Raw genomic sequence first — 24,684 nt, 5'->3', positions numbered from 1 at the left:
CAAAATATTTGTGAATGAAAAATAATTTTGACTATGTCGAAAAAATGTTTATAATTGTATTGTTGGTTTTTTTATAAAAAAGATATGGAGTGAGTTAGTTTTAATGAAAGATATAAATATATTACAAGATGAAATAATCAAATCAGACATTAAAAATGCTGAGAAGATTTGGAAGGATGCTGAAGGAGATAATTCTTTAGAATCACTACTATCAAAAATGACAAAGGACGAGCTAGTTAAAATTGCTAGAAAGTATTTTGTTAAGGGAATTACAACATTAAAAAAAGCAGATGCAGTACATAGAGTTAAAGAAGTTATAATTAATAATGGTAATAGTGCTATAAATATGATGGATGAAAATACTTTAAAGTTCTTAGAGGATTTAATAAAGAACAATGGATTTAAAAAGTATGAATGTACAGATATCATATATGCTAATTTCTTAAGAAATAGAGGTATAGCTTTTACAGTTATGCAAAATGAAGAGCCATTTATAGTTTTACCAGAAGAAATTAAACCATTAGTTGAAAATATTTCTTCAAAAGAATTAAAGGATAAGGTGAGAGTTAATAATGAAATAATAAAAATAATTGCTGGTATGGCTTATTATTATGGAGTTATTACTGTAGAATTTATAGAAAAGACTATAAATAGCTTATATGGAAAGAATTTTGAATTAGATTACATAAAAGCATTAATATTAGCTGGAGAAGAATTAGGATATGACTATGTAGTTAATAATGATACTATAGCTCATATTGATGTAGAAGATACAGAGAAAATTATAGAATTACAAAATATATGTACATCAAACTACTATAAATTTGATAAGAAGTCTTTAATAAAAGCTGGAGCTGTAGATTTCTTAGAAGAAAATAAGCAAAGTTTAAAATTACAAAAGGTTTTAGGAGAACTTTTTGTTGTAGATAAAGAGATATTAAGAAGTGAAATGGATGCTTTATTCTTTGAAATTAAGAATGAAGGGGATAAAGATAATGCTATAGAACTGTTCTTAGATGCTTATGAAATAGAATCAGATGAAGAAAAGAAAATATTTAAAGAAGAATTAGATACATTAGTTAAATCTATAAGAAGATGGTCATTAAAAGGTCATACTGAAGATGAGATTGAAAAAGCAGCAGCAAGAGTTGTAAAAGAAATCAAAATAGGTAGAAATGATCCTTGTATTTGTGGAAGTGGTAAAAAATACAAAAAGTGCTGTGGTTAAAAAGAAGAATTAATATATTGGTTAGTTACTAAGAGGTTTTATCAAAATAATTTAACTAAATTAAGAAACAAATCAAATATAAATTAAAAATTACAAATGGCAAATAGAGGAAAAAGTTATTAAAATTCCTTTAATTTGTCATTTTTAATTTGCCCTTTTAAATTTAAAATGTTTCTTGATTTTTCTATATATTAATATTTAGTTTTGATATGGTTTCTTTTAATTAAAATTTAAATTTACACTAGTCTATATAGGTAAATTTATTTTATAATAATAGTAATTATTATTGTTTATGTTTTAGGAGAGTGAAACAAATGATACGAAAAGAATCAGAAGCCGTATTAAATATGTTATTAGTACGACAATTTAATGATATTTTAAAAATAGAAGGTAAAGTTTTAAAAGAAGGAGAGTTCAATGATTTATCAGTTACAGAAATGCATATAATAGAAGCAATTGGTATAGATCGTGAACTTACTATGAGTGAAGTTGCCAATGATTTAGATATTACAGTTGGTACTTTAACTACAGCAATAAATAAGTTAATAAAGAAAGAGTATGTTGAGAGAAGAAGAATAGAAGAAGATAGAAGAGTGGTTTTAATTAAGCTTACTGAAAAGGGTGTTAAGGCATATCATAGTCATGCTAATTTTCATGATGATATGATAAAAGGAGTTATTTTAGAGTTAAATGAGGATGAAGAAAGAATTCTAATAGAATCACTAAGAAAGATTACTAATTTCTTTGAAGAAAAGTATAATTTTAAAAAATAAAATTATATTAAATATAAGGTGATTATAACTAGATTTTAATAAATAGAGAATATTCTATATGATGTGTGGGGAGGAACTGAGGATGGTTAATAGTTCGAGTATGGAGGTTGCTAAAATTGCTACACAAATGGCGATTTCTAGTAGAGAAGAAGAAGAAAGATTGAAGGATGAATATAAAAAGTCAGGTATATTAGCTACAGCTGTAAATATAGGTGGTAATATTAATGAATCAACATCTAAGATACTAGAAAGGGCTTTAGTTGCAGCAAAAAGAAGTTCTGTAATAAGAGATGAACATTTGCATGAAGGTGGAGTTATAGGTGCTACTAGAGATGCTTTAATGCAAATAAGAGAAAGAGCAAGTGGTCAAAATGTTGGTGGAAAAGTTGGAATAGCGAGAAAAGGGCAACATATGAGTGTATGTATTTTCTTAAGTGTTGGACTTTTACATCTTGATGAAGTTGTAATTGGGATAGGGCATAGGGCTGTACCTGAATAACAAAAGGATTGATTTTAATCAGTCCTTATTTTTTTACATTGGCTACAGGTAAATATTTACAAAAATATTTTAATATGGTAATATAGAAAGTAATAATTTAATAAAATAACTTAAATAATAGTAACAAAAGAATAAATAAAAGTCATAATGATTATATAAGTGTAAAAAATAATAGTTAAATATTATGATTAAGGAGGATATGTAGGAGGTTTTAAGTAGTTTTAAATTTTAGGAGGATGGAAATATGGTAGGAAAGAAAAAAATAGCAGTAATTTTAAGTGGACTTTTAATGATTACAGGGCTAATGTCATGTTCAAAGACAGTTAATGAAAAGAGTGAAGAAGGAAATGAAAAAACAAGTGTAGTAGATGAAAATAATGGTGATGTATATACTATAGGAATAAGTCAGTTTATCCAACATGATGCTTTAGATTCTGCAAGAGAAGGGTTTATTGAGGGACTTAAAGAAAAGGGATTTGAAGAAGGAAAAAATATAAAGTTTGATTATAAAAATGCACAAGGGGATGTATCAATAGCAAAAACTATTTCAGATCAATTTGTAACTTCAAAGGTAGATATGATCTTTGCTATTGCAACTCCAAATGTACAAGCAGCCTATAACTCTACAAAGGATATTCCAATAGTTTTTACAGCTGTTACTGATCCTGTAGAAGCAGAAGTAGCAAAAGGATGGGAGAGTTCAGAAACCAATGTTACAGGTACTTCAGATATGGTATCAATAGATAATCAATTAGATTTATTATCATCATTAGTACCAGATATTAAAACTTTAGGTGTTATTTATTGTTCATCAGAAGTTAACTCAGTTATACAAGTAAATTCGTTAAAAGATGCTGTAAAAGATAGAGATATAGAAATTAAAGAAGTATCAGTTACAAATGTAAGTGAAATAAATCAAAATTTAAGTTCAGTTCTAGGTTCAATTGATGCATTATATGTACCAACAGATAATACAATTGCATCAGCTTATGATTTAGTAGGAAATCTTTGTATAAATAAAAATATACCAATATTATGTGCAGAAGAAGCTGGAGTTTCAAAGGGAGGATTATGCTCAATAGGAATTGATTATTTTAAATTGGGTAAGGAAGCAGGATACAAAGCTGCAGAAGTTTTACAAGGAACTAATCCAAGTGATATAGCCATAACTACAATGGCTGATATGGATATAACAATTAATACTGCTGTAGCAGAAAAATTAAATATAACTATTCCAGAGGATACATTAGAAAAAGCTAATAAGGTTACTGGAGGGGTTAATTAGTGGAGATTATTATAAATGCTATAGAGCAAGGGTTATTATTTGCGTTAGTAGCTATAGGAGTTTATATAACATATAAGATTTTAGATTTTCCAGATCTTTCAGTTGATGGAACTTTCCCTTTAGGTGCAGCAATTTCAGCGGCACTTTTAGTTAAGGGGGTAAATCCTTGGATTACAATATTAGTAGCAACTATAGGTGGAGCTATAGCAGGTTCTATTACAGGATTTCTTCATGTAAAGCTAAAAATAAGTAATTTAATGTCTGGAATACTTGTAATGATAGGATTATATTCAATTAATTTAAGAATAATGGGCAAGGCAAATACTCCACTTTTTAGTACAAATCATATATTTAAAAATACTTCTATTAATTCTATATTTATAATATTAGCTATAGTAATTGTAGTTAAGGCATTATTAGATTTATTTTTAAAAACAAAAGCTGGGTTTTTATTAGTAGCAGTTGGTGATAACGAGCAAGTAGTGTCAGCACTTGGAATAAATAAAAATATTATTAAGGTTATGGGACTTATGATAAGTAATGGATTAGTAGCATTAGCAGGAGCACTTACTGCACAGCATCAAGGTTTTGCAGATGTAATTATGGGACAAGGAACAGTTGTTATGGGACTTGCTGCTGTAATAATAGGAGTATCTATTTTTGGTAAGATTTCATTTGTTAAAGCAACAACCTTATCTATATTAGGAGCTATAATTTATAAATTGGTAGTTGCTATAGCGTTGTGGATGAGATTAAATCCAAATGATTTGAAGTTAATGACAGCTATAATAGTAGTTATCGCATTAGCATCTAATAATGATATTTTTAAGATAAAGCGTAAGAAAAATAAAATCAAAGAAGTAGTTGGAAAAGGTGGTGATGAAGATGTTAAAAATTCAGGGGCTATACAAAGTATTCAATCCTAACACCATCAATGAAAATAAAGTTTTTGAAAATTTTAATATTGAAATTAAAAAAGGTGATTTTATAACAATAATAGGATCTAATGGAGCAGGTAAATCAACACTATTAAATTTAGTAAGTGGAAATATAAAAGTAGATTTGGGCAAGATTATATTAGATGGAAAAGATATTTCTTTTAAAGAGGAGTATGTAAGAGCAAAAGATATAGGAAGAGTTTATCAAAATCCAACCATGGGAGTTTCTCCTAATATGACGATATTAGAAAATTTGGCATTAGCAGATAATAAAGGTCATAAATATGGACTAACCTTTGGAATTAATAAAAAAAGAATTGCTTATTATAAGGAATTGTTAGTAAGCCTTGATTTAGGACTTGAAAATAAATTATATAATAAGGTGAATCTGCTTTCAGGAGGGCAAAGACAAGCTTTGACTTTAGTTATGGCTGTAATGTCAGAACCAAAACTATTATTACTAGATGAACATACAGCTGCATTAGACCCTAAAACATCAAATAAAATAATGGAGATAACTAAAAGAATAGTAGAAGAAAAAGAAATTACTACATTAATGGTTACTCATAATATGAAACAAGCATTAGAATGTGGAAATAGACTTATAATGATGCATGAAGGTAAGATTATAATAGATGTAGACGGAAATGAGAAGAGTAATTTAACTACAGAAAAGTTGACGGAGTTATTTGGAAGAGCGAATTTAATGGATGAGATTAGTGATAGAAGTCTTTTAACATCATTAGCGTAAAGTAGATACTATGCAATAAAAAGAGAAATTTCACCTTAGAAATTTCTCTTTTTATTTTTAGAATAAAACCCTGAGAATAGAGAAATATTAATAAAGTAAACAATAAAGTTACATTTGAATTGTTATAATAATAACAAAAAAGATATGTAAAGAAAGTTTTCAAAATTAAAGTTATTTAAAATAAATGTGCAAAAAAGTAAAGAAAAAAATATAAAAAGTGTCTAAAAATAAACATAATTGATGAAAATGTTATCATTGGCTTAAAATAAAGGCTTTGATATGAGCTTGAAATATGCTAAAAAATATAAATAAAAATATTTTCAAAAAAAGTTTGACAAAAAATAAACAATCAAGTACAATAAGTTTGTGGACAGGTTAAAAAAATAACAATCAAAACATAAATTTAACAATGTCTAATAAAAATAATAGATATCAATTCAAATTAACATAAATTATTGATTATTAGGAGGATGTAATAATGAAAGTTACAAACGCTCAAGAATTAACAGCAAGAATTAAACAATTAAGAGAAGCACAAGCAAAATTCGCTACTTATACTCAAGAACAAGTAGACGAAATATTTAGACAAGCAGCTTTAGCAGCTAACCACAACAGAATTAAGTTAGCTAAAATGGCTGTTGAAGAAACTGGAATGGGAATAGTTGAAGACAAGGTTATAAAGAATAACTTTGCTGCTGAATATATATATAACCAATATAAGAACATGAAAACTTGTGGAGTTTTAGAAGAAGATAAGACTCACGGAATTACAAAAGTAGCAGAACCAATTGGAGTTATCTCTGCTATAGTTCCAACAACAAACCCAACATCAACAGCAATATTCAAGTGTTTAATAGCTTTAAAGACTAGAAATTCTATCATAATATCTCCACACCCAAGAGCTAAGAATGCTACAATAGAAGCTGCTAAAATAGTTTTAGAAGCTGCAGTTAAAGCAGGAGCTCCAGAAGGAATAATCGGATGGATTGATGAACCTTCAGTTGAATTATCACAAAATGTTATGAGAGAATCAGATATAATCCTAGCTACAGGTGGTCCAGCAATGGTTAAGGCTGCTTATTCATCAGGAAGACCAGCTTTAGGGGTTGGAGCAGGTAATACTCCAGCAATCATTGATGAAACAGCTCACATTAAAATGGCTGTAAACTCAATATTACTTTCTAAAACATTTGATAATGGGGTTATTTGTGCATCAGAACAATCAATCGTTGTTTTAGAACAAGTATATGATGAAGTTAAGAAAGAATTAGATGCTAGAGGAGCATACATCCTTAAAGGTGAAGAAGTAGATAAAGTAAGAAAAGTTATCTTAAATGAAAAAGGTGGATTAAATGCTGACATGGTTGGTCAATCTGCTTACAAGATAGCTAAGATGGCAGGAGTTAACGTTCCAGAATCAGCTAAGGTTTTAGTTGGGGAAGTTACTTCAGTTGAATTAGAAGAACCATTCTCACACGAAAAATTATCTCCAGTTTTAGCTATGTACAAAGCTAAATCATTCGAAGAAGCTTTAGATAAGGCTGATAGATTAATCGAATTAGGTGGTATGGGACATACTTCAATACTTTACACTGATCAAGTTAAGAATAGAGACAGAGTGTTAGCATTCGGAGAAAGAATGAAAACAGCTAGAACATTAATAAATATGCCAGCAGCTCAAGGGGCAATCGGAGATTTATTCAACTTCAAATTAGCACCATCATTAACATTAGGTTGTGGATCATGGGGAGGAAACTCAGTTTCAGAAAACGTTGGTCCTAAGCACTTAATTAACGTTAAGAGCATCGCTGAAAGGAGAGAAAATATGCTTTGGTTTAGAGTTCCAGAAAAAACTTACTTCAAATACGGATGTTTACCAGTAGCTTTAGAAGAATTAGCTGAAATGGGTAAAAAGAAAGCATTCATCGTAACAGATAAAGTGTTATTCGAAATGGGATACACTAATAAAGTTACTGAAGTTTTAGAAAAGAACGGAATCCAATACAAAATATTCTCAGATGTTGAACCAGACCCAACATTAAGATGTGCTAAAGCTGGTGCTGCAGAAATGACATCATTCCAACCAGACGTTATAATTTCACTTGGTGGAGGATCAGCTATGGATGCTGCTAAAATTATGTGGGTTATGTACGAACATCCAGAAGTTAACTTCCACGATTTAGCTATGACATTCATGGATATTAGAAAGAGAATATACAGATTCCCAACTATGGGTCAAAAAGCTATGATGGTATCAATAGCAACTTCAGCTGGTACTGGATCAGAAGTTACTCCATTCGCAGTTATTACTGATGAACAAACAGGAGTTAAATATCCATTAGCTGACTATGAACTAACTCCAGATATGGCTATCGTTGATGCAGAATTAATGATGACTTCTCCTAAGGGATTAACAGCTTGTGCTGGTATCGACGTATTAGTTCACTCAATTGAAGCTTACGTTTCAATAATGGCTTCAGAATATACTAACGGATTAGCTTTAGAAGCAATTAGATTAGTATTCAAATACTTACCAGATGCTTATAATGAAGGTACAACTAATATTAAAGCAAGAGAAAAAATGGCTCATGCATCTTGTATGGCAGGTATGGCATTCAGTAATGCATTCTTAGGAATTAACCACTCAATGGCTCATAAGCTAGGTGCATTCCACCACTTACCACACGGTATGGCTAACTCATTAGTTATGAATGAAGTTATAAGATTCAATGCTGAAGAAGCACCAACTAAACAAGCAGCATTTGCACAATACAAATATCCAAATGCATCTTACAGATATGCTAAGATAGCTGATTACCTAGGATTAGGTGGAAACACTAATGCTGAAAAAGTTGAATTATTAATTAAAGCTATAGAAGAATTACAAGCTAAAGTTAATATGCCAAAAACAATAAAAGATGCTGGTGTAAGTGAAGTTAAGTTCTTCGAAACAATAGATGAAATGGTTGAGCAAGCATTTGATGACCAATGTACAGGAGCTAACCCAAGATATCCATTAATGAAAGAATTAAAAGAAATGTATATCACTAGCTACTATGGAAGAGATGCTAAAGCAGAAGCTAAAGCTGAAGCAGCTACAACTAAAAAAGAAAAGAAAAACAAGTAATATACATTTAGCATAGATAATTAGTATTAACTTGATTAAAAAAAGGTCTTGGTAGAAATACCGAGATCTTTTTTATATTAACCTAAGAATAAACTTACATATAAAGGTAGTAAATTTATAATAAATATATGATATACTAAAGTAAGATAAAATAAAAACATAGGAGATATGATTTTGAGTAAAGATACTATTAATATATTTAAAGAATTAGGGTTATTCGATAAGGTTAATAATGAAACACTTAGTAGATTAAATGATATTTGCTATATAAGAGAATTAAAAAAGAACGAACACTTATTTAGAGATAAAGAAATAATAAATAGTATATACATAGTTAAAAGTGGTAAGGTTGCATTATATAAGCAAAGTGAATCTGCACAAAAAAAAGTTATTTTTATATTAGGAAAAGAATCTATTATAAATGAAATAATAATAGATGATTTACCTTCATCAATTAACTGTGAAGCTTTTGAAAATGCTGAAATAATCTGTTTTGATAGGATAAAGTTTATTGACATAATGAAAGATGACTTTGAGTTATCTAAGATAATAATAAATTCATTAGCAATTAAAGTAAGAAGATTATATAGACAAAGTAAAAACTCGATTCCAATTAAAGTGGAAAAAAGAGTAGCTGCAAAACTATGGAAATTATCTAGAGATTATGGAAGAGAAGTTGAAGAGGGAACTTTAATAGATTTAAGTATTACAATTACATACCTTGCAGATATGTTTGGGGCACCACGTGAAACTATTTCTAGAGCATTAAAAATATTAAATAATAAGGGGTTAATAATAAATAAAAATAAAAAAATAATAATTCCAGATAGAGAAAAATTAATTAGATTTTTTAAAGATATTTAAAAAATACAGAAGCTATAGCATTATTTATAGCTTTTGTATTTTTTTGCCGTATAAAACTCATAAATAGTTATTATTGATAATTTTTTATAGACGTGAACATATTATTTTATAGAAAATATTAATTAAAAAAATTTAATAGAAAATGTAGCGGCAAAATTTATTTTAACAAATGAAATAATAAATTTTAAGATGATGTGATGAATGTCACATCATTTTTTTTTATTTAAAAATATAATTATATCATGAAAAGTGTTAATATATTAACAAATAGCAAGGATAAAAAATATACTAAGAGGTGTTTAACATGGGATATAAACTTAACTTAGATAATATGAACTTAGCTTTAAAAGAGTTAAGCAAAACATATAAAATCTATGCTCCAAAAGTTTTTGTTGGTGGAGGAACTTTTTCAGATACTGATAGAGTTAGATACGGAGAAATTCAAAGAATTGAAGAAATAGAATTTGATGCAAAATCAAGTTTTTCATATAAAGAAACAATTTTACCTACAAGACAAACTTTATTCTTCTTTACAGAAGATGAGTGCAAAGAAGCAGAAGTAGAAGAAAGACCAGCTTTAATTTTCTTAAGAAGCTGTGATATGCATTCTGTAAGAAGAATTGATGATATATACTTAAGAAATGGATTTGAAGATATATACTACAAAAAGCTAAGAGAAAAAGCTAAATTTGTTGTAATGGGATGCGAAAAAAGTTTTGATAATTGCTTCTGCGTAAGTATGGGGTCAAACAAAACAGATGAATATAATGCATATATAAAAGTTGATGGAAATGAAGTATACCTAGATATAAAAGACGAAGAAATAGAAAGTGCTATAGCTTCTATAGAAAAAGAAGCTAAGGAGGTAACTCCAGAATTCGTTACAGAAAATGCGGTTAAAGTTAATATACCAGAAAATTTAGGATTAGAAGTAATGAAATCTACAATGTGGAATGAATACAACGAAAGATGTATAACATGTGGTAGATGTAATTTTGTCTGTCCAACATGTACATGCTTCACAATGCAAGATATAACATATAAAGATAATAAAAATGCTGGTGAAAGAAGAAGAGTATGGGCTTCATGTCACGTAGATGGATATACTGATATGGCTGGTGGACATAGCTTTAGAAAAGAAAAAGGACAAAAGATGAGATTTAAAACTCTTCATAAAGTTTATGACTATAAGAAAAAATGGGGATACAACATGTGTGTAGGATGTGGTAGATGTGATGATATATGTCCAGAATACATTAGTTTCTCAACTATAATAAACAAGTTAGAAGATGCTATGAATGAGGTGAAGAATAATGACTAAAAATGAATACATACCATTTAGATCAGAAATTTTAGAAGTAATTGAACATACTCCAATTGAATATACTTTCAGAATGGCTTATACAGGAGATGTTAAACCAGGACAATTTTTCGAGGTATCACTTCCAAAGTATGGGGAAGCCCCAATATCAGTAAGTGGAATTGGTGAAGGATATGTTGACTTAACAATAAGAAGAGTTGGTAAGGTTACTAATGAAATATTTAAAAATTATGTAGGCGATAAGTTATTCTTAAGAGGACCTTATGGAAACGGCTTTGATATAGAAAACTATAAGGATAAAGAAGTTATAGTTGTTGCTGGAGGAACAGGACTTTCACCAGTAAGAGGGATAGTAGAATATTTCTCAAGAAATAGTGAAGATTGTAAAGGAATGACTTTAATATCAGGATTTAAGTCAACAGAAGATGTTTTATTTAAAGAAGACATGAAAACTTGGGAAAAGACTATGAATCTTATCTTAACAGTTGATACTGCAAAAGAAGGTTATGAAGGTAAAGTTGGTTTAGTTACTAAATATATTCCTGAACTTGAAATTAAAGATATGGAAAATGTACAAGTAGTAGTAGTTGGGCCTCCAATGATGATGAAATTTACAGTATTAGAATTCTTAAAGCTTGGAATCAAGGAAGAAAATATTTGGATTTCTCAAGAAAGAAAAATGTGCTGTGGAATAGGTAAATGTGGACACTGTAAAATAGATGACACTTACATTTGTTTAGATGGTCCAGTATTTAATTATACAGTAGGAAAATCTTTAATCGATTAGGAGGAAGTAATTAATGGATATCAATACTAAAAAGCTTAAAAAGAATGCTTTCAGAGTTACTAAGCATAGAGGAATTACAGCTTCAAGAATAAGAGTTCCAGGTGGACACTTAAATGCTAAATATTTAGGTCTTATTCAAGAAATAGCTGAAAAGTATGGTAATGGAACAGTTCATTTAACTACAAGACAAGGTTTTGAAGTTCCAGGAATAGATATGAGAAACATGGACAAGGTTAATGAATTACTTCAACCAATTATTGAAGGTTTAGAAATTAATCAAGTAGTTCCAGGTAAGGGATATACATCAGCTGGTACAAGAAACGTAAGTGCTTGTATAGGAAATAATGTCTGTCCATTTGCAAATTACAATACTACTAATTTTGCAAAGAAAATAGAAAATGATATATTCCCAAATGATTTACACTTCAAAGTTGCTTTAACTGGATGTCCTAATGATTGTATGAAGGTTAGAATGCATGATTTTGGTATCATTGGTATGACAGAACCACAATTAGATGAAAGTAAATGTATATCTTGTGGGGCATGTGTTAGAGCATGTACTAAAAAATCTACAGCAGCATTACACGCTGAAAACTATACTCCGGTAAGAGATCATAGCAAGTGTATCGGATGTGGTGAATGTGTAATCAACTGTCCAACAGGTGCATGGACTAGAAGTAAAGAAAAGTACTATAGATTAGCTATAATGGGTAGAACAGGTAAGAAAAACCCAAGACTTGCTGAAGATTTCTTAATCTGGGCTGACGAAGAAAGTATAATCAAGATAATAGTAAATACTTATAAGTATGTTGAACAATATATAGATAGAAATGCACCAGGTGGTAAAGAACATATCGGATATATTGTAGATAGAACTGGATTTGAAGAGTTTAAGAAATGGGCTTTAGAAGGTGTTGAACTTTCAGATAAGGCTATAATGATGAATAATGTTTATTGGAGTGGAATAAAATACCGAAACGTATAGTTTAGATTTAATTATGATTTATAGTTTAAAGCAATAAAGTTTACTTAATAAAAAAAAGTTTAAGATGGAAATGGATAATTACAGTTTAATTACCCATTTTCCATCAATAATTATATTAGATATATAAATAAAAAATAGCAATTTTTTTAAGTGTGATTGTTAAATATATGACAATTATTGGTGCTGATAATTAATATCGCATATTAATCGTAGTTTAAGATATTTCTTATTACTATTAATAAATAGTGTTAAGTATAAATTTATTTATGAATGAAATGGAGATGGAAGGTCATGAAAAAGATTCAATCAACTTGTAATTTATGTGCATTAGCATGTAATGTAGATTTTCATGTAGAGAACGACAAGATAGTTAAAGTTTCACCAACTGTAGACTATCCTGTAAATAAAGGCTTTTGTTGTATAAAAGGTTTAAACTTAGATAAACAACAAACAAAAATTAAAGCAAGAAAGAGCCCACTTTTAAGAGATGAAAATGGAGAAATGAAAGAAATTTCTTGGGAAGAAGGTATAAAAACTTTTGCTGAAAAAATGACAGCTATCCAAGAAAAGTATGGAAAAGAAAGTGTTGCTTTCATTAGTACAGGACAAATGCCAACAGAAGATATGGCATTACTTGGACATGTGGGAAGAAATCACATGGGAATTAATGGTGATGGTAATACAAGATTATGTATGGCTACATCAGTAGTTGCTCATAAACAAAGTTTTGGATTTGATGCTCCTCCATATACTTTAAATGATGCTGAGCTTTCAGATACGATAATATTAATTGGAGGTAATCCAGTTATAGCTCATCCAGTATTCTGGGGACGTATTAAAGCTAATAAAGAAGCTAAAATAATAACTATAGATCCAAGAAAATCAGAAACAGCAATGAATTCAGATATATGGATAGATATTAAGCCAAAAGCTGACTTAGTATTAATGTATACTTTAGCTAATGTTTTAATAGAAAAAGGATACATAGATGTAAACTATATTGAAAATCATACAGAAGGGTATGAAGATTTCAAAAATCATGTGGCTAAATTTACATTAGAAAATGTTGAAGCTGAAACAGGAATTTCAGCTGAAAGAGTTATAGAACTTGCTGAAATAATCCATGCTGGAGAAAGAGTTTCATTCTGGTGGACAATGGGAATTAACCAAGGTTACCAAGCAGTTAGAACAGCACAATCTATAATTAACTTAGCATTAATTACAGGTAACATGGGAAGACCAGGAACAGGTGCGAACTCACTTACAGGTCAATGTAATGCAATGGGATCAAGAGCATTTAGTAACACAGCAGGGTTATTTGGTGGTGGAGATTTCGATAATCCAGTACGTAGAAAAGCTGTTGCAGAAGCAATAGGAGTAGATGAAAGTTACCTTGCAACTAAACCAACAATTCCTTACAATGCAATAATAGAAAAAGCAATTGCAGGTGAAATTAAGGGATTATGGGTTATTTGTACAAACCCAAGACATTCATGGGCAAACAATGAAGAGTTTGAAAAATGTGTTAAGAACTTAGATTTCTTCGTAGTTCAAGATATATATGAAGATACTGATAGTGCTAAATTAGCTGATTTATACTTACCTTCAGTACCAGCAATTAAAAAGGAAGGTGTTTTAATAAACACTGAAAGAAGATTATCAAAGGTTAATCCAGTTATATCTAAAGAAGAAGGAGAATTATCTGACTTTGAAATATTCTACAAAATAGGACAAGAACTTGGAATGGGAGATAATCTTAAAGGATGGGAAACTCCAAGAAGTGTATTTGAATTATTAAAGAAATGTTCTAAAGGAATGCCTTGTGATATCACAGGTGTAACTTATGAAATGCTTGAAGGACCAAATATGGAAGGTTCAAGAGGTGTTCAATGGCCATTTAGAGCAGGAGAAACTTTAGTAGATGATGAAAGAAGATTATATGAAGATGGTAACTACTATACTCCATCAAAGAAGGCTAAGTTCCACTTTGAAGATATAGCTGAAAACCCAACACAAGCAAGTGAAGAGTTCCCATATATCTTTAACTCAGGAAGAGGAACAGTTGGTCAATGGCATACTCAAGTTAGATCAAGAGAAATTGAAGAATCAGAAAGAATTTACTCAAAGGAATCATATGCGTTTATGCATCCAGAGCTTGCTAAAGAATTAAATATAGTTGAAAATGAAAGAGTTTCAATAGCTTCTCAAAATGGAGTAACTAAAGATTTTACTATAAAAATATCTGATCACGTTAAGAAGGATCATTTATATGCTCCAATTCACTATATTGAAACTAATGCACTTACACCTTCAGTTTATGATCCATACTCAAAGGAACCATCATTCAAAACTGTTGCAGTAAATGTAATAAAGAAATAAAAATAAAGCTCCACAGTTGTGGAGCGAAGTTGAATTAGATTCTAAATATTGATTTATTAAATTGAATTTATAACTTTGACTGAATATGAAAAGTTACTTCAAATAACCAAATATGAAATTTGGATTTTAATAAGGAAACTCCACTTTATGTGGAGTAAGTTCAAATAACCAAATATGAAATTTGGATTTTCACTTAAGGGGTGTCTAAAGATGAAAAGAATAAAGATAGATAGAGATAAATGTGTAGGATGTTTAACTTGTACAACAGCATGTATCGTAGCTCACGATTCAGAAGATACAAGAAGCAGAATTACTATAGATAGTACTGGAAAATATGCTCCAATTTTTTGTAGACATTGTGATAGACCAGAATGTGTTTATACTTGTATGACAGGAGCTATGAGTAAGAATAAAGAAACTGGATTAGTTGAATACAACAAAGATCATTGTGCTAGTTGCTACATGTGTATAATGGCATGTCCTTATGGGGTGTTAAAGGCTGATAGCAGAAAACATAAGGAAATAATGAAGTGTGATGCATGTAAAGCACATGGAACTGCACAATGTGTAGAAAGATGTCCAATGGCAGCAATTACATTAGAGGAGGTAACTGAATAATGAGATATGTAGTTATAGGAGCCTCTGCGGCAGGTATAAGTGGAGCAAAAACTTTAAGAGAATTAGACAAGGATGCTGAAATTATTTTAGTATCTAAGGATGAAAATGTATATTCAAGATGTATACTTCATCATTACATTTCAAATCATAGAGATGTTGAAGCGTTAAACTTTACAGGAAAGAATTTCTTTGAAGATAACAACATAACTTGGATTAAAGGTGTAGAAGTTAAATCTCTTAATGATGATGTACAAACTTTAGAATTATCTAATGGAGAAAGCTTAAGCTATGATAAATTATTAGTATGTAGTGGAGCATCAGCATTCATTCCTCCAGTAGAAGGTTTAAGAGAAGCTAATAATGTAGTTGGACTTAGAAATTTAGATGATGCTATATTAATAAAAGAGCAAGCAACTAAAGTTAAAAATGTAGTAGTTTTAGGAGCTGGTCTTGTTGGTATAGATGCAGTTAGTGGATTACTTGGACAAGGATTAAATATATCTCTTGTTGAAATGAGTAATAAAATACTTCCATTACAATTAGATAAGCATGCATCAGATGTGTATGAAAATAAATTTATTGAAGAAGGTGTTTCTTTAAAGCTAGATGTTAAGGCTGAAAGATTACTTTTAGATGAAAACAACAATCCAAAGGCACTAGTATTAAATACTGGAGAAGAAATTCCATGTGAATTAGTAGTAGTTGCAACTGGTGTTAGATCAAATGTAGCATTTATGGAAAATAGCAATGTTGAATGTGATAGATTTGGATTAATTATTGATGCAAAAGGTAAAACTAATGTAGAAAACATATATGGTGCTGGTGATGTAACTGGTAGAAATCCAATATGGCCAACTGCTGTAAAGGAAGGTATAATTGCTGCACACAATATGTTAGGAAAAGAAATGATAATGACAGATTTCTTTGGAAGTAAGAATACAATGAACTTTGTAGGAATAGCTACTATGTCTCTTGGTATGGTAGAACCAGCAGATGAAACATATATTGTTGAAACTAAGGTAGATGCTGATAACTATAAGAAGATAATTCATAAAGATGGGAAAATTTATGGAGCTATAATTCAAGGTGATTTATCTTATGCAGGAGTTTTAACTCAACTTATCAAAGAAAATATTGATGTTTCTAAAGTAACTAAGAGTCTATTTGATATAGATTATGCAGATTTCTTTAATATAGAGAAGAACTTTGAATTTAGTTATAAATAGAATTAATCAAAATTAAAGTGAAAATATAAAAATAATCTATGAAGGTTAGGCAAAGTTAATGTTTAATCTTCAAGATTATTTTTATATAATTAATATTTAATTGAAAATTGAAAATTAACATCTTAGATATTATATAATCAAATGGTAAGTAATTTTGAATTTTCAATTAAAATAATTATTTAAGATAAATAAAGTATATTAGTAATTATTTTTATATAAATTGTAATAAGGGATGAATTATATGTCAAAGGTAGTGAATATAGTAGGCTCAGGTTCTAATGTTGGAAAGACATTTTTACTTGAAGGATTAATAAAAGAATTAAAAAAAAGAGGGCATAGTGTAGCGACTATAAAGCATGATGTTCATGGATTTGATATTGATAAAAAAGGAAAAGATACATATAAGCATAGAGAAGCTGGATCAGAAACTGTTATAATATCATCTAAAAATAGATTAGCAATGATAAAAGAATTAGAAGAAGAAACAAATCTGAATAATATTATAGAAATGGTATTAGATAAAGATATTGTTTTAGTAGAAGGATATAAAAAAAGTGATTTAAGAAAAATTGAAGTTTATAGGGACGGAGTAAGTAAAAATATAATAACTCCAAAGGAAAAACTTATCGCAATTGCAAGTGATAAAAAGCTAAATGTTGATGATGTAAAAATAGTTTTTAAAGAAGATTATAAAGCAATGGCAGATTTAATTGAAAAAGAAAAAAATTTTAAATTTTAAAAAAATATCAATAAAAAATATTTTCTAGAGTTAAGTATCCTAAGAAAGAAATTTTAAGGAGCTTAACCGGAACTTTTATAAGTTCAAGGGTAATACTTGAAAAGGTATTATCTCCACGTTTTGGGAAGGAAAATAAGTTGATTTAAATATATTTAATAATTTACTAAATAAATTATAACGTATAAATTTACGGCTTTATATTTAAAATAGGCTTATTACTCATACCTAAAATATGAAGTAATAAGCCTATTTTTATAATTAGAAGTTAGTAGTGTTAAGGTAGAGATTAATTTATAAATTACAAACTATATTGAAGGGGTGAGTAGATGAAGTCTTTCATATCATTAGAAGAGGCTATTAGTATATTAAATGAAAATATAAAAGGCCTGGAAGCTGAAGAAGTTACTTTAATTGAGGCTGTTAAAAGAGTTTTAGCAGAGGATATTTATTCAAAAATAGATAATCCACCATTTGATAAATCTGCTATGGATGGATATGCGGTTATTGCTAATGATAGTAATAGTAATGAAAAGATAAATGTCATAGATAAAGTATTTGCAGGTGATATTTGTACTAGTGAAGTAGTGGAAAAAACAGCTATAAGAATAATGACAGGCGCTCCTATACCTAAAGGTGCAAATGCCGTAGTTAAGCAAGAGGATGTTATTTTAGACAATGATGGATATATAACTTTAACTAAAACCTTAAAAGAAAATGAAAATATATGTTTTAAAGGTGAAGATATACAAAAAGGAACTTTATTAGTAAAAAAGAATAAAAGATTAGATTTTGCTGATATAGGTATTATAGCAAGTACAGGTATTGATAAAGTTAAGGTTTATAAAATGCCAAGAATTGCACTAATAAGTACTGGTGATGAAGTTATAGATATAGAAAATAAGCTTATAGAAGGTAAGATATTTAATAGTAATAAATATACTATTATTTCAAGAGTAATGGAACTTGGACATGACGTTAAGTATATAAATCATATAAAAGATTCTCAAGGAGATATCGGAGCGGAAATAAAAAAAATATCAACAGATATGGATTTAATTATTACAACTGGTGGAGTTTCGGTTGGTGAAAAAGATTTATTAAATGAAGCAATTAATAATATTGATGGTAAGAGACTTTTCTGGAAAGTTAAGATGAAACCTGGATCTGCAGTGTTGTGTAGCATAGTTAATAATGCGGTAGTAATTAGTTTATCAGGAAATCCAACTGCTGCATTAACAGGATTTGAACTTTTTGTAAAAACTACATTAGAAAAATTATTAGGAAGAGAAACTTTAGAAATAAAAAGAGAAAAAGCTGTTTTATGTGATGAAGTTAGAAAAAAGAGTCCTCAAAGAAGATTTATTAGAGGGAAAGCTGTAATTGAAGATGGAGTGCAAAATGTATATTTAACTCAAGTTAAAAGTGGAAATGGTATACTAAGTTCTAACTTAAACTCTAATTGTATGATTGAAGTTGAAGCTGGAAATGAAGGGCTTAAAAAGGGAGAACTAGTAGATATAATTAAGTTTTAGGAGAATATTATGATAAATAAAACTTTAGCTATTTTAGCTGGTGGAAAAAGCAGTAGAATGAATTATAACAATAAGGCATTATTAAATTATAAAGAAAAGAAATTTATAGAACATATAATTGAGGCAGGAAAAAATTATAAAGAAATAATTATAATTTCAAATAATAAAGAAGAATATAAAGGATTTAACCTAAGAGTAGTTGAAGATATATATAAGGGAAATGGACCTTTAAGTGGAATACATTCAGCACTAGTAAATTCAACTACAGATGAAGTTTTGTGTATAGCTTGTGATATGCCACTTATTACTGAAAAAACTTTAAATATTTTAGGAGATTATAGTGGCGACTATGAGGTGCTAATACCTAGAGTAAGTGAAAGGTTACAACCTTTATGCTCAATATATTCTAAAAAAATAATTAGAAATTTAGAAGAAGCTATAAAAGAAAATAACAATAAGCTTCAATTATTAATTAAATCTTTAAATTATAAGATTATTGAAGGTAATGAAGAAGCAAAGTTTATAGAAGATGATTTTTTGAATATAAATACAGAAAAAGAATATAGTGAATTGGAGGAGCGTTAATGTATACAGTTGGAATAATTACAAGTAGTGATAAAGGATATGCTGGTGAAAGAGAAGATAAAAGTGGCGAGGTAGTTAGAGAAATAGTAGAGGCTGCTGGATTTAAAGTGGTTAAACAAGTCATATTACCTGATGAAAAAGAAATGTTAGCTAACGAATTTAAATATATGTGTGATGAACTAAAGGTTAATTTAGTATTAAGTACAGGTGGAACTGGTTTTTCAAAAAGAGATATAACACCAGAAGCTACTAAGCAAGTAATTGAGAGAGAAGCTCCAGGCATATGTGAAGCTATAAGATGGTATAGCCTTCAAATTACTAAAAGAGCTATGCTCTCAAGAGCAGTAAGTGGAATAAGAAAAGATACATTAATAGTTAATTTACCAGGAAGTCCTAAGGCGTGTAAGGAAGCTTTAGATTTTGCCTTGAATGATATAAAGCATGGAATAGATATATTATTAGGTACTGCAAAGGAATGTGCTAGAAAATAAAGGAGGGGCTTGAAAATGAAAATGATAAAGGTTGAAGATGCTGTAGGAAGTATACTTTCTCATGATGTAACACAAATAATACCAGGAGAATTTAAAGGAAGATTATTTAAAAAGGGTCATATTATAAAAGAAGAAGATATAGAAAAATTATTATCTATAGGAAAAGAACATGTTTATGTTTGGGAGCCAGTAGAAGGTCAGTTACATGAAAATGATGCAGCTACAAGAATAGCAGATTTAGTAGTTGGTGAAGGTGTGAGTTTATCTGATGAAATAAAAGAGGGTAAAGTTGACTTTTTTGCTGCAAGAGATGGAGTTTTAAAAATAGATAAGGATAATTTATTTAAATTAAATTCAGTTGGAGAAATTATAGTGTCTACACTACATAATAATACTCCAATAAAAAAAGGTGAAAAAATAGGAGCAACAAGAGTTATTCCGTTAATAATAGATGAAGAAAGAATTATAACAGCTGAAAATTTAATTAAAGAAAAAATAATAACTGTAGCAGAAATTAAACCTAAAAAATGTCTTTTAATAACTACGGGAAATGAAGTATATAAAGGAAGAATTAAAGATGCTTTTTTACCTGTAATTAAGCAAAAGTTAGGTTATTATGGAAGTGAAGTTATAAGGCAAGTAATCTTACCAGATGAAAAAGAAAGAATAATTGAAGAAATTCAAAAAGGTTTAGCCGAAGGTGTGGATATGGTTATATGTACAGGAGGAATGTCTGTAGATCCTGATGATGTAACTCCAACTGCAATTAAAGAATGTGGAGGAGAACTTGTAACCTATGGATCACCAGTATTACCAGGAGCTATGTTTTTACTTGCATATCATGGCAATACTCCAATACTAGGAGTACCAAGTTGTGCTATGTATTCAAAGAGAACAGTTTTAGATTTAGTACTTCCAAGAGTATTAAGTGATGAAAGACTAACAATAGATGATATAGTGGAATACGGTCATGGGGGATTGTGTTTAGATTGTAAAGTTTGTACATTCCCACATTGTTCATTTGGAAAATAGGGGGTAACAATATGGATAATAAATTAACACACTTTGATAATAGCGGAAATGCTAGAATGGTAGATGTTTCTGAGAAAAAGGAAACTGCTAGAGTTGCAGTTGCAGTATCTAAAATAAAAGTAAGTGCAGAGACATTAGAGCTTATTGAAGCTGGAAAGATTGGAAAAGGAGATGTTTTAGGTGTTGCTAGAGTAGCAGGGATAATGGCTAGTAAACAAACTTCAAACTTAATTCCAATGTGTCATCCGTTAATGATAACAAGCTGTAATGTTGATTTTGATATAAATAAAGATGAAAGTTATATAGGAATAACTGCTACAGTAAAAATAGTTGATAAGACAGGTGTAGAAATGGAAGCATTAACAGCTGCAACAGTTGCTGCATTAACTATTTATGATATGTGTAAAGCTGTAGATAAGAGAATGATTATAGAAGGAACTCATTTGCTTAAAAAAACAGGAGGAAAGAGTGGAGAGTTTAACTTTTAATAAAGGCTAAATGTTGGTATTAGATATTCACCAAGAAATAATGAAATTTTAAATAATTAGTTATAATATATTTTAATAAATATCTAAATACGCAATAAAGTATCTATATTAAAACTTTACTCGATAATTAAAATATGAAAGATAGATTCGGAAGAGAGATAGATTATTTAAGAGTATCAGTAACGGATAATTGCAATTTAAGATGTGTTTATTGTATGGATGAAAAGGACAATAAATTCTTGAAGAAAGATGAGAAGTTAACTGATGATGAAATATATAGAGTTGTAAAGGAAAGTGCAAAACTAGGTATAAAAAAGGTAAGAATAACAGGAGGAGAACCTCTTGTGAGACCTGGAGTAGTTGACCTTATAGGAAAAATAAATAGTATTGAGGGCATTGAAGAAATTTATTTAACTACTAATGGGATTTTACTTGCAGATAGATTGGATGAATTAGTTAAAAATGGTCTTAAAGGTGTTAATATTAGTTTGGATTCATTAAAAGAAGATCGATTTAATAAATTAACTAGATTAGGGCATGTAGATAATGTGTTAGCTGCTATAGATAAAGCTATTTCTTTAGGAATAAAGGTAAAATTAAACACAGTTATAGTTAATGATATAAATAAAGATGAAATTATGGATTTTGTAAATCTTACAAAAGAAAAAGAGATAGATGTAAGATTTATAGAACTTATGCCTATAGGAATTGCAATAAATTATAAAGGCGTAGCTAATGAAGAGGTGTTAAATATTATAAGAAGAAAAGCTTCTGATTTTGAAGAAGTAGTAAGAAATCAATCTGGAGGTCCGGCAACTTATATAAGACTTAATGGAGCTAAGGGTAAAGTTGGATTTATAAGTGCAATGAGTAATTGCTTTTGTGAAGATTGTAACAGAATAAGATTAACTCCAGAAGGGTTTTTAAAGCAATGTCTACATTTTGATTATGGAGTAGATTTAAAGTCTATACTTAGAGAAGGCGTAAATGATGAGAAACTTAAAGAAGTAATTTATAACAATATATATGATAAACCAGAAAAACATTTATTTTTAGAAGATAGTGAGCATAAAGAATTAAAATTTATGAATCAAATTGGAGGATAGGAAAAATGGGAAAAGTTATAGCTATATGTACGAGTAAACATAAAGGAACATTAAAGAATGAGGTTCCGGAAGCAAATCTTATAGAAGAGTTTGGAATAGAAGGAGATGCTCATGCTGGAAAATGGCATAGACAAGTAAGTCTTTTAGCATTAGAAAAGATTGAGGATTTCAGAAATAAAGGTGGAAATGTTGATTTTGGAGCTTTTGGAGAAAATCTAGTAATAGAAGGTTTTGAGTTAAATAAGCTTCCTGTTGGGCAAAGATTAACTATTGGAGAAAATGTTTTATTAGAAGTAACTCAAATAGGTAAAGAATGTCATGATAAATGTGCAATATACTATCAAGTTGGTGAATGTATAATGCCTAAGAATGGAATTTTCACTAGAGTATTAAAAGGTGGAAAGGTTAAGCTTAACGATGAAGTAACTTTAGTTGATACTGGAAAGAAGATATTAAGCTTATAATTTTCTGATACTATATTTTTATTATGAAAAATCATAGAAAGTAATTTTGAAATTTTAAAAATCATATGTGTATTAGTATTATTTCGCATATGATTTTTTTTTTGTTGTAAATTATTTTTTTATAATATTTATTTAAAAAATAAGCAAGCTAAAGAAGATGAGGCAAATATCTTAAATAAAGTAATTTGAAAAATCAAATAAAATAATTAAAAAATTAACAATATTGTGATATAAATCACATACTTTGTCTACAAAAAAAATTATAATCTAAATTGTGCTCGGATGTTTTATGAATTTTGTGAAGTTTAAAGTGAAAAAATTAACAAATGATTAAATGTTAATAAATGAGCAAAATATAATAAAGAAATTATTTTATTTTTAATATTTTAGGAGGAATTATGAATAACAGATCATTAATACAAAAGATCGAAAACATGCCTGTTCCAGTTTTACCAACTATGGTTGGGGCATTAACATTATCAACTGTTTACTCTAATATGGGGTATACATGGGTAAGACATATAACTTCATGGGTAGCAGTTGTAGTTTTACTTGCTTATCTTACAAAGATAGTTGTATATCCAAAGACTTGTGCTAAGGAATACTCAAACACAGTACCAGCTTCACTTTATGCTGGATTTACTATGATAACTATGATTTTAGGTAGTTATTTCTACAATGCTAGTCCTGTTTTTGGGAAAACATTATGGTTTGTAGGTTTAATATTACATGCAATTCATATTTTAGTATTTACATATAGAAATGTTGTTAAAGGTGTAAATATTCAAACTTTCGTTCCAAGTTGGTTTGTTACATACAATGGTATAATGGTTTCAACAGTTGTTGGTGGAGTTATGAATGAGCCTTTAATTGGTAAAATAGTTGTTTACTATGGTATTGCAGTATTCACTATAATAATACCATTTATGATTTATAGATTATGTAAGCATGAATTAAATACTCCATTATTCCATACTCAAGCTATAGTACTTGCTCCATCAAGTCTTTGCTTAGTAAGTTACTTTAATTTTATTGAAACACCTAATAAATTTATGGTGTATTATTTATACTTTGCAGTAATTTGCGCATTATTATTTATATTAGTTAAATTACCAAAGTTCTTCTCATTTGATTTCCATCCAGGATTTGCTGGACTTACATTCCCTATGGCTATAGGTATTGTAGCATCATCTAAGATGTCTGCATACTTAATAAAGCAAGGATATGAAAGCTTTGGAAATGCAGTTAATCAAATTGCAGGAATTCAAATGTATATAACAACAGCTATAATAGGTTTTGTATTATTTAAATTCTTTATGATGTTAGTTAATAGTTACAAAACAAAATAATTATATATTATTAAAAGATGATTCTTATAAAAGGGTCATCTTTTTTTGTGTGTGCCCAGCATGGGCAACAACTTGACGGTGAAAGTCCGTTGTGGGCTTGGTAGTGGGAACCACTAG

Annotated in this window: 23 protein-coding genes and 1 riboswitch; all 23 genes read left to right on the top strand. The window is 29.1% G+C overall.

What is annotated here, in order from left to right:
- Positions 1-103: 103 nt before the first annotated feature.
- The 23 genes from LPC13_RS17115 to LPC13_RS10905 all read left to right on the top strand — a co-directional run bounded on the left by LPC13_RS17115 (position 104) and on the right by LPC13_RS10905 (position 24,567).
- Positions 104-1,228: an SEC-C metal-binding domain-containing protein gene (locus LPC13_RS17115; RefSeq protein WP_005213746.1), complete on the top strand. Its 1,125-nt coding sequence runs from the start codon at positions 104-106 to the stop codon at positions 1,226-1,228.
- A gap of 314 nt (positions 1,229-1,542) precedes the next feature.
- On the top strand, positions 1,543-2,001 hold the full coding sequence (locus LPC13_RS11010) for a MarR family winged helix-turn-helix transcriptional regulator (protein WP_040419577.1): 459 nt from the start codon (positions 1,543-1,545) through the stop codon (positions 1,999-2,001).
- 82 nt (positions 2,002-2,083) lie between these two features.
- Positions 2,084-2,500, top strand: coding sequence for a HutP family protein (locus LPC13_RS11005; RefSeq protein ID WP_040419574.1), 417 nt, complete (start codon positions 2,084-2,086; stop codon positions 2,498-2,500).
- Positions 2,501-2,744: 244 nt separating this feature from the next.
- Positions 2,745-3,785: an ABC transporter substrate-binding protein gene (locus LPC13_RS11000; protein WP_005213743.1), complete on the top strand. Its 1,041-nt coding sequence runs from the start codon at positions 2,745-2,747 to the stop codon at positions 3,783-3,785.
- Positions 3,785-4,711, top strand: coding sequence for an ABC transporter permease (locus LPC13_RS10995; RefSeq protein WP_005213742.1), 927 nt, complete (start codon positions 3,785-3,787; stop codon positions 4,709-4,711). Before LPC13_RS11000 ends, LPC13_RS10995 begins: the two co-directional genes overlap by 1 nt.
- Complete coding sequence (locus LPC13_RS10990) at positions 4,671-5,474, top strand: ABC transporter ATP-binding protein (RefSeq protein WP_040419571.1); 804 nt, start codon at positions 4,671-4,673, stop codon at positions 5,472-5,474. Before LPC13_RS10995 ends, LPC13_RS10990 begins: the two co-directional genes overlap by 41 nt.
- Before the next feature lie 478 nt (positions 5,475-5,952).
- Positions 5,953-8,601 (top strand): bifunctional acetaldehyde-CoA/alcohol dehydrogenase, encoded by a 2,649-nt coding sequence (adhE, locus tag LPC13_RS10985; RefSeq protein ID WP_195245209.1) that lies wholly within the window; start codon positions 5,953-5,955, stop codon positions 8,599-8,601.
- A 168-nt stretch (positions 8,602-8,769) separates the two neighbouring features.
- Positions 8,770-9,465 (top strand): Crp/Fnr family transcriptional regulator, encoded by a 696-nt coding sequence (locus LPC13_RS10980; RefSeq protein ID WP_195245210.1) that lies wholly within the window; start codon positions 8,770-8,772, stop codon positions 9,463-9,465.
- Between the two features lie 304 nt (positions 9,466-9,769).
- On the top strand, positions 9,770-10,786 hold the full coding sequence (gene asrA / locus LPC13_RS10975) for an anaerobic sulfite reductase subunit AsrA (protein ID WP_005213738.1): 1,017 nt from the start codon (positions 9,770-9,772) through the stop codon (positions 10,784-10,786).
- On the top strand, positions 10,779-11,573 hold the full coding sequence (asrB, locus tag LPC13_RS10970; RefSeq protein WP_005213737.1) for an anaerobic sulfite reductase subunit AsrB: 795 nt from the start codon (positions 10,779-10,781) through the stop codon (positions 11,571-11,573). The genes asrA and asrB overlap by 8 nt, the downstream gene beginning before the upstream one ends.
- Before the next feature lie 13 nt (positions 11,574-11,586).
- Positions 11,587-12,558 (top strand): sulfite reductase subunit C, encoded by a 972-nt coding sequence (asrC, locus tag LPC13_RS10965; RefSeq protein WP_234088807.1) that lies wholly within the window; start codon positions 11,587-11,589, stop codon positions 12,556-12,558.
- 291 nt (positions 12,559-12,849) lie between these two features.
- A complete protein-coding gene (locus LPC13_RS10960; protein WP_040419567.1) occupies positions 12,850-14,937 on the top strand; it encodes a molybdopterin oxidoreductase family protein in 2,088 nt (695 codons plus the stop codon).
- Between the two features lie 210 nt (positions 14,938-15,147).
- Entirely contained in the window at positions 15,148-15,555 is a 408-nt protein-coding gene (locus tag LPC13_RS10955) for a 4Fe-4S dicluster domain-containing protein (RefSeq protein WP_040419564.1), read from the top strand.
- Positions 15,555-16,781, top strand: coding sequence for an NAD(P)/FAD-dependent oxidoreductase (locus LPC13_RS10950; protein WP_005213733.1), 1,227 nt, complete (start codon positions 15,555-15,557; stop codon positions 16,779-16,781). Before LPC13_RS10955 ends, LPC13_RS10950 begins: the two co-directional genes overlap by 1 nt.
- Before the next feature lie 241 nt (positions 16,782-17,022).
- Entirely contained in the window at positions 17,023-17,520 is a 498-nt protein-coding gene (gene mobB / locus LPC13_RS10945; protein ID WP_040419561.1) for a molybdopterin-guanine dinucleotide biosynthesis protein B, read from the top strand.
- A 10-nt stretch (positions 17,521-17,530) separates the two neighbouring features.
- Positions 17,531-17,667: riboswitch (molybdenum cofactor riboswitch) on the top strand.
- Between the two features lie 179 nt (positions 17,668-17,846).
- A complete protein-coding gene (locus LPC13_RS10940; RefSeq protein ID WP_005213731.1) occupies positions 17,847-19,052 on the top strand; it encodes a molybdopterin molybdotransferase MoeA in 1,206 nt (401 codons plus the stop codon).
- A 9-nt stretch (positions 19,053-19,061) separates the two neighbouring features.
- Positions 19,062-19,637: a molybdenum cofactor guanylyltransferase gene (locus LPC13_RS10935; protein ID WP_005213730.1), complete on the top strand. Its 576-nt coding sequence runs from the start codon at positions 19,062-19,064 to the stop codon at positions 19,635-19,637.
- Positions 19,637-20,128, top strand: a complete 492-nt coding sequence (locus LPC13_RS10930) for a MogA/MoaB family molybdenum cofactor biosynthesis protein (RefSeq protein ID WP_005213729.1) — start codon at positions 19,637-19,639, stop codon at positions 20,126-20,128. Before LPC13_RS10935 ends, LPC13_RS10930 begins: the two co-directional genes overlap by 1 nt.
- A gap of 15 nt (positions 20,129-20,143) precedes the next feature.
- Complete coding sequence (locus tag LPC13_RS10925; RefSeq protein WP_005213728.1) at positions 20,144-21,160, top strand: molybdopterin-binding protein; 1,017 nt, start codon at positions 20,144-20,146, stop codon at positions 21,158-21,160.
- Positions 21,161-21,171: 11 nt separating this feature from the next.
- The gene (gene moaC, locus LPC13_RS10920; protein ID WP_040419558.1) at positions 21,172-21,648 is read left to right on the top strand and encodes a cyclic pyranopterin monophosphate synthase MoaC; all 477 of its coding nucleotides are present in this window, start codon (positions 21,172-21,174) and stop codon (positions 21,646-21,648) included.
- A gap of 134 nt (positions 21,649-21,782) precedes the next feature.
- Positions 21,783-22,754 carry a GTP 3',8-cyclase MoaA gene (gene moaA, locus LPC13_RS10915; protein ID WP_005213726.1) on the top strand — a complete coding sequence of 324 codons (972 nt, stop codon included), beginning with the start codon at positions 21,783-21,785 and terminating at the stop codon, positions 22,752-22,754.
- Between the two features lie 5 nt (positions 22,755-22,759).
- On the top strand, positions 22,760-23,218 hold the full coding sequence (locus LPC13_RS10910; RefSeq protein ID WP_005213725.1) for an MOSC domain-containing protein: 459 nt from the start codon (positions 22,760-22,762) through the stop codon (positions 23,216-23,218).
- Between the two features lie 398 nt (positions 23,219-23,616).
- Positions 23,617-24,567, top strand: coding sequence for a TDT family transporter (locus LPC13_RS10905; RefSeq protein WP_040419555.1), 951 nt, complete (start codon positions 23,617-23,619; stop codon positions 24,565-24,567).
- Positions 24,568-24,684: the final 117 nt, after the last annotated feature.

This window comes from Clostridium celatum (genome assembly GCF_021412605.1).
Lineage (GTDB): Bacteria > Bacillota > Clostridia > Clostridiales > Clostridiaceae > Clostridium > Clostridium celatum.
This window is presented reverse-complemented; position numbering and strand designations above follow the sequence as displayed.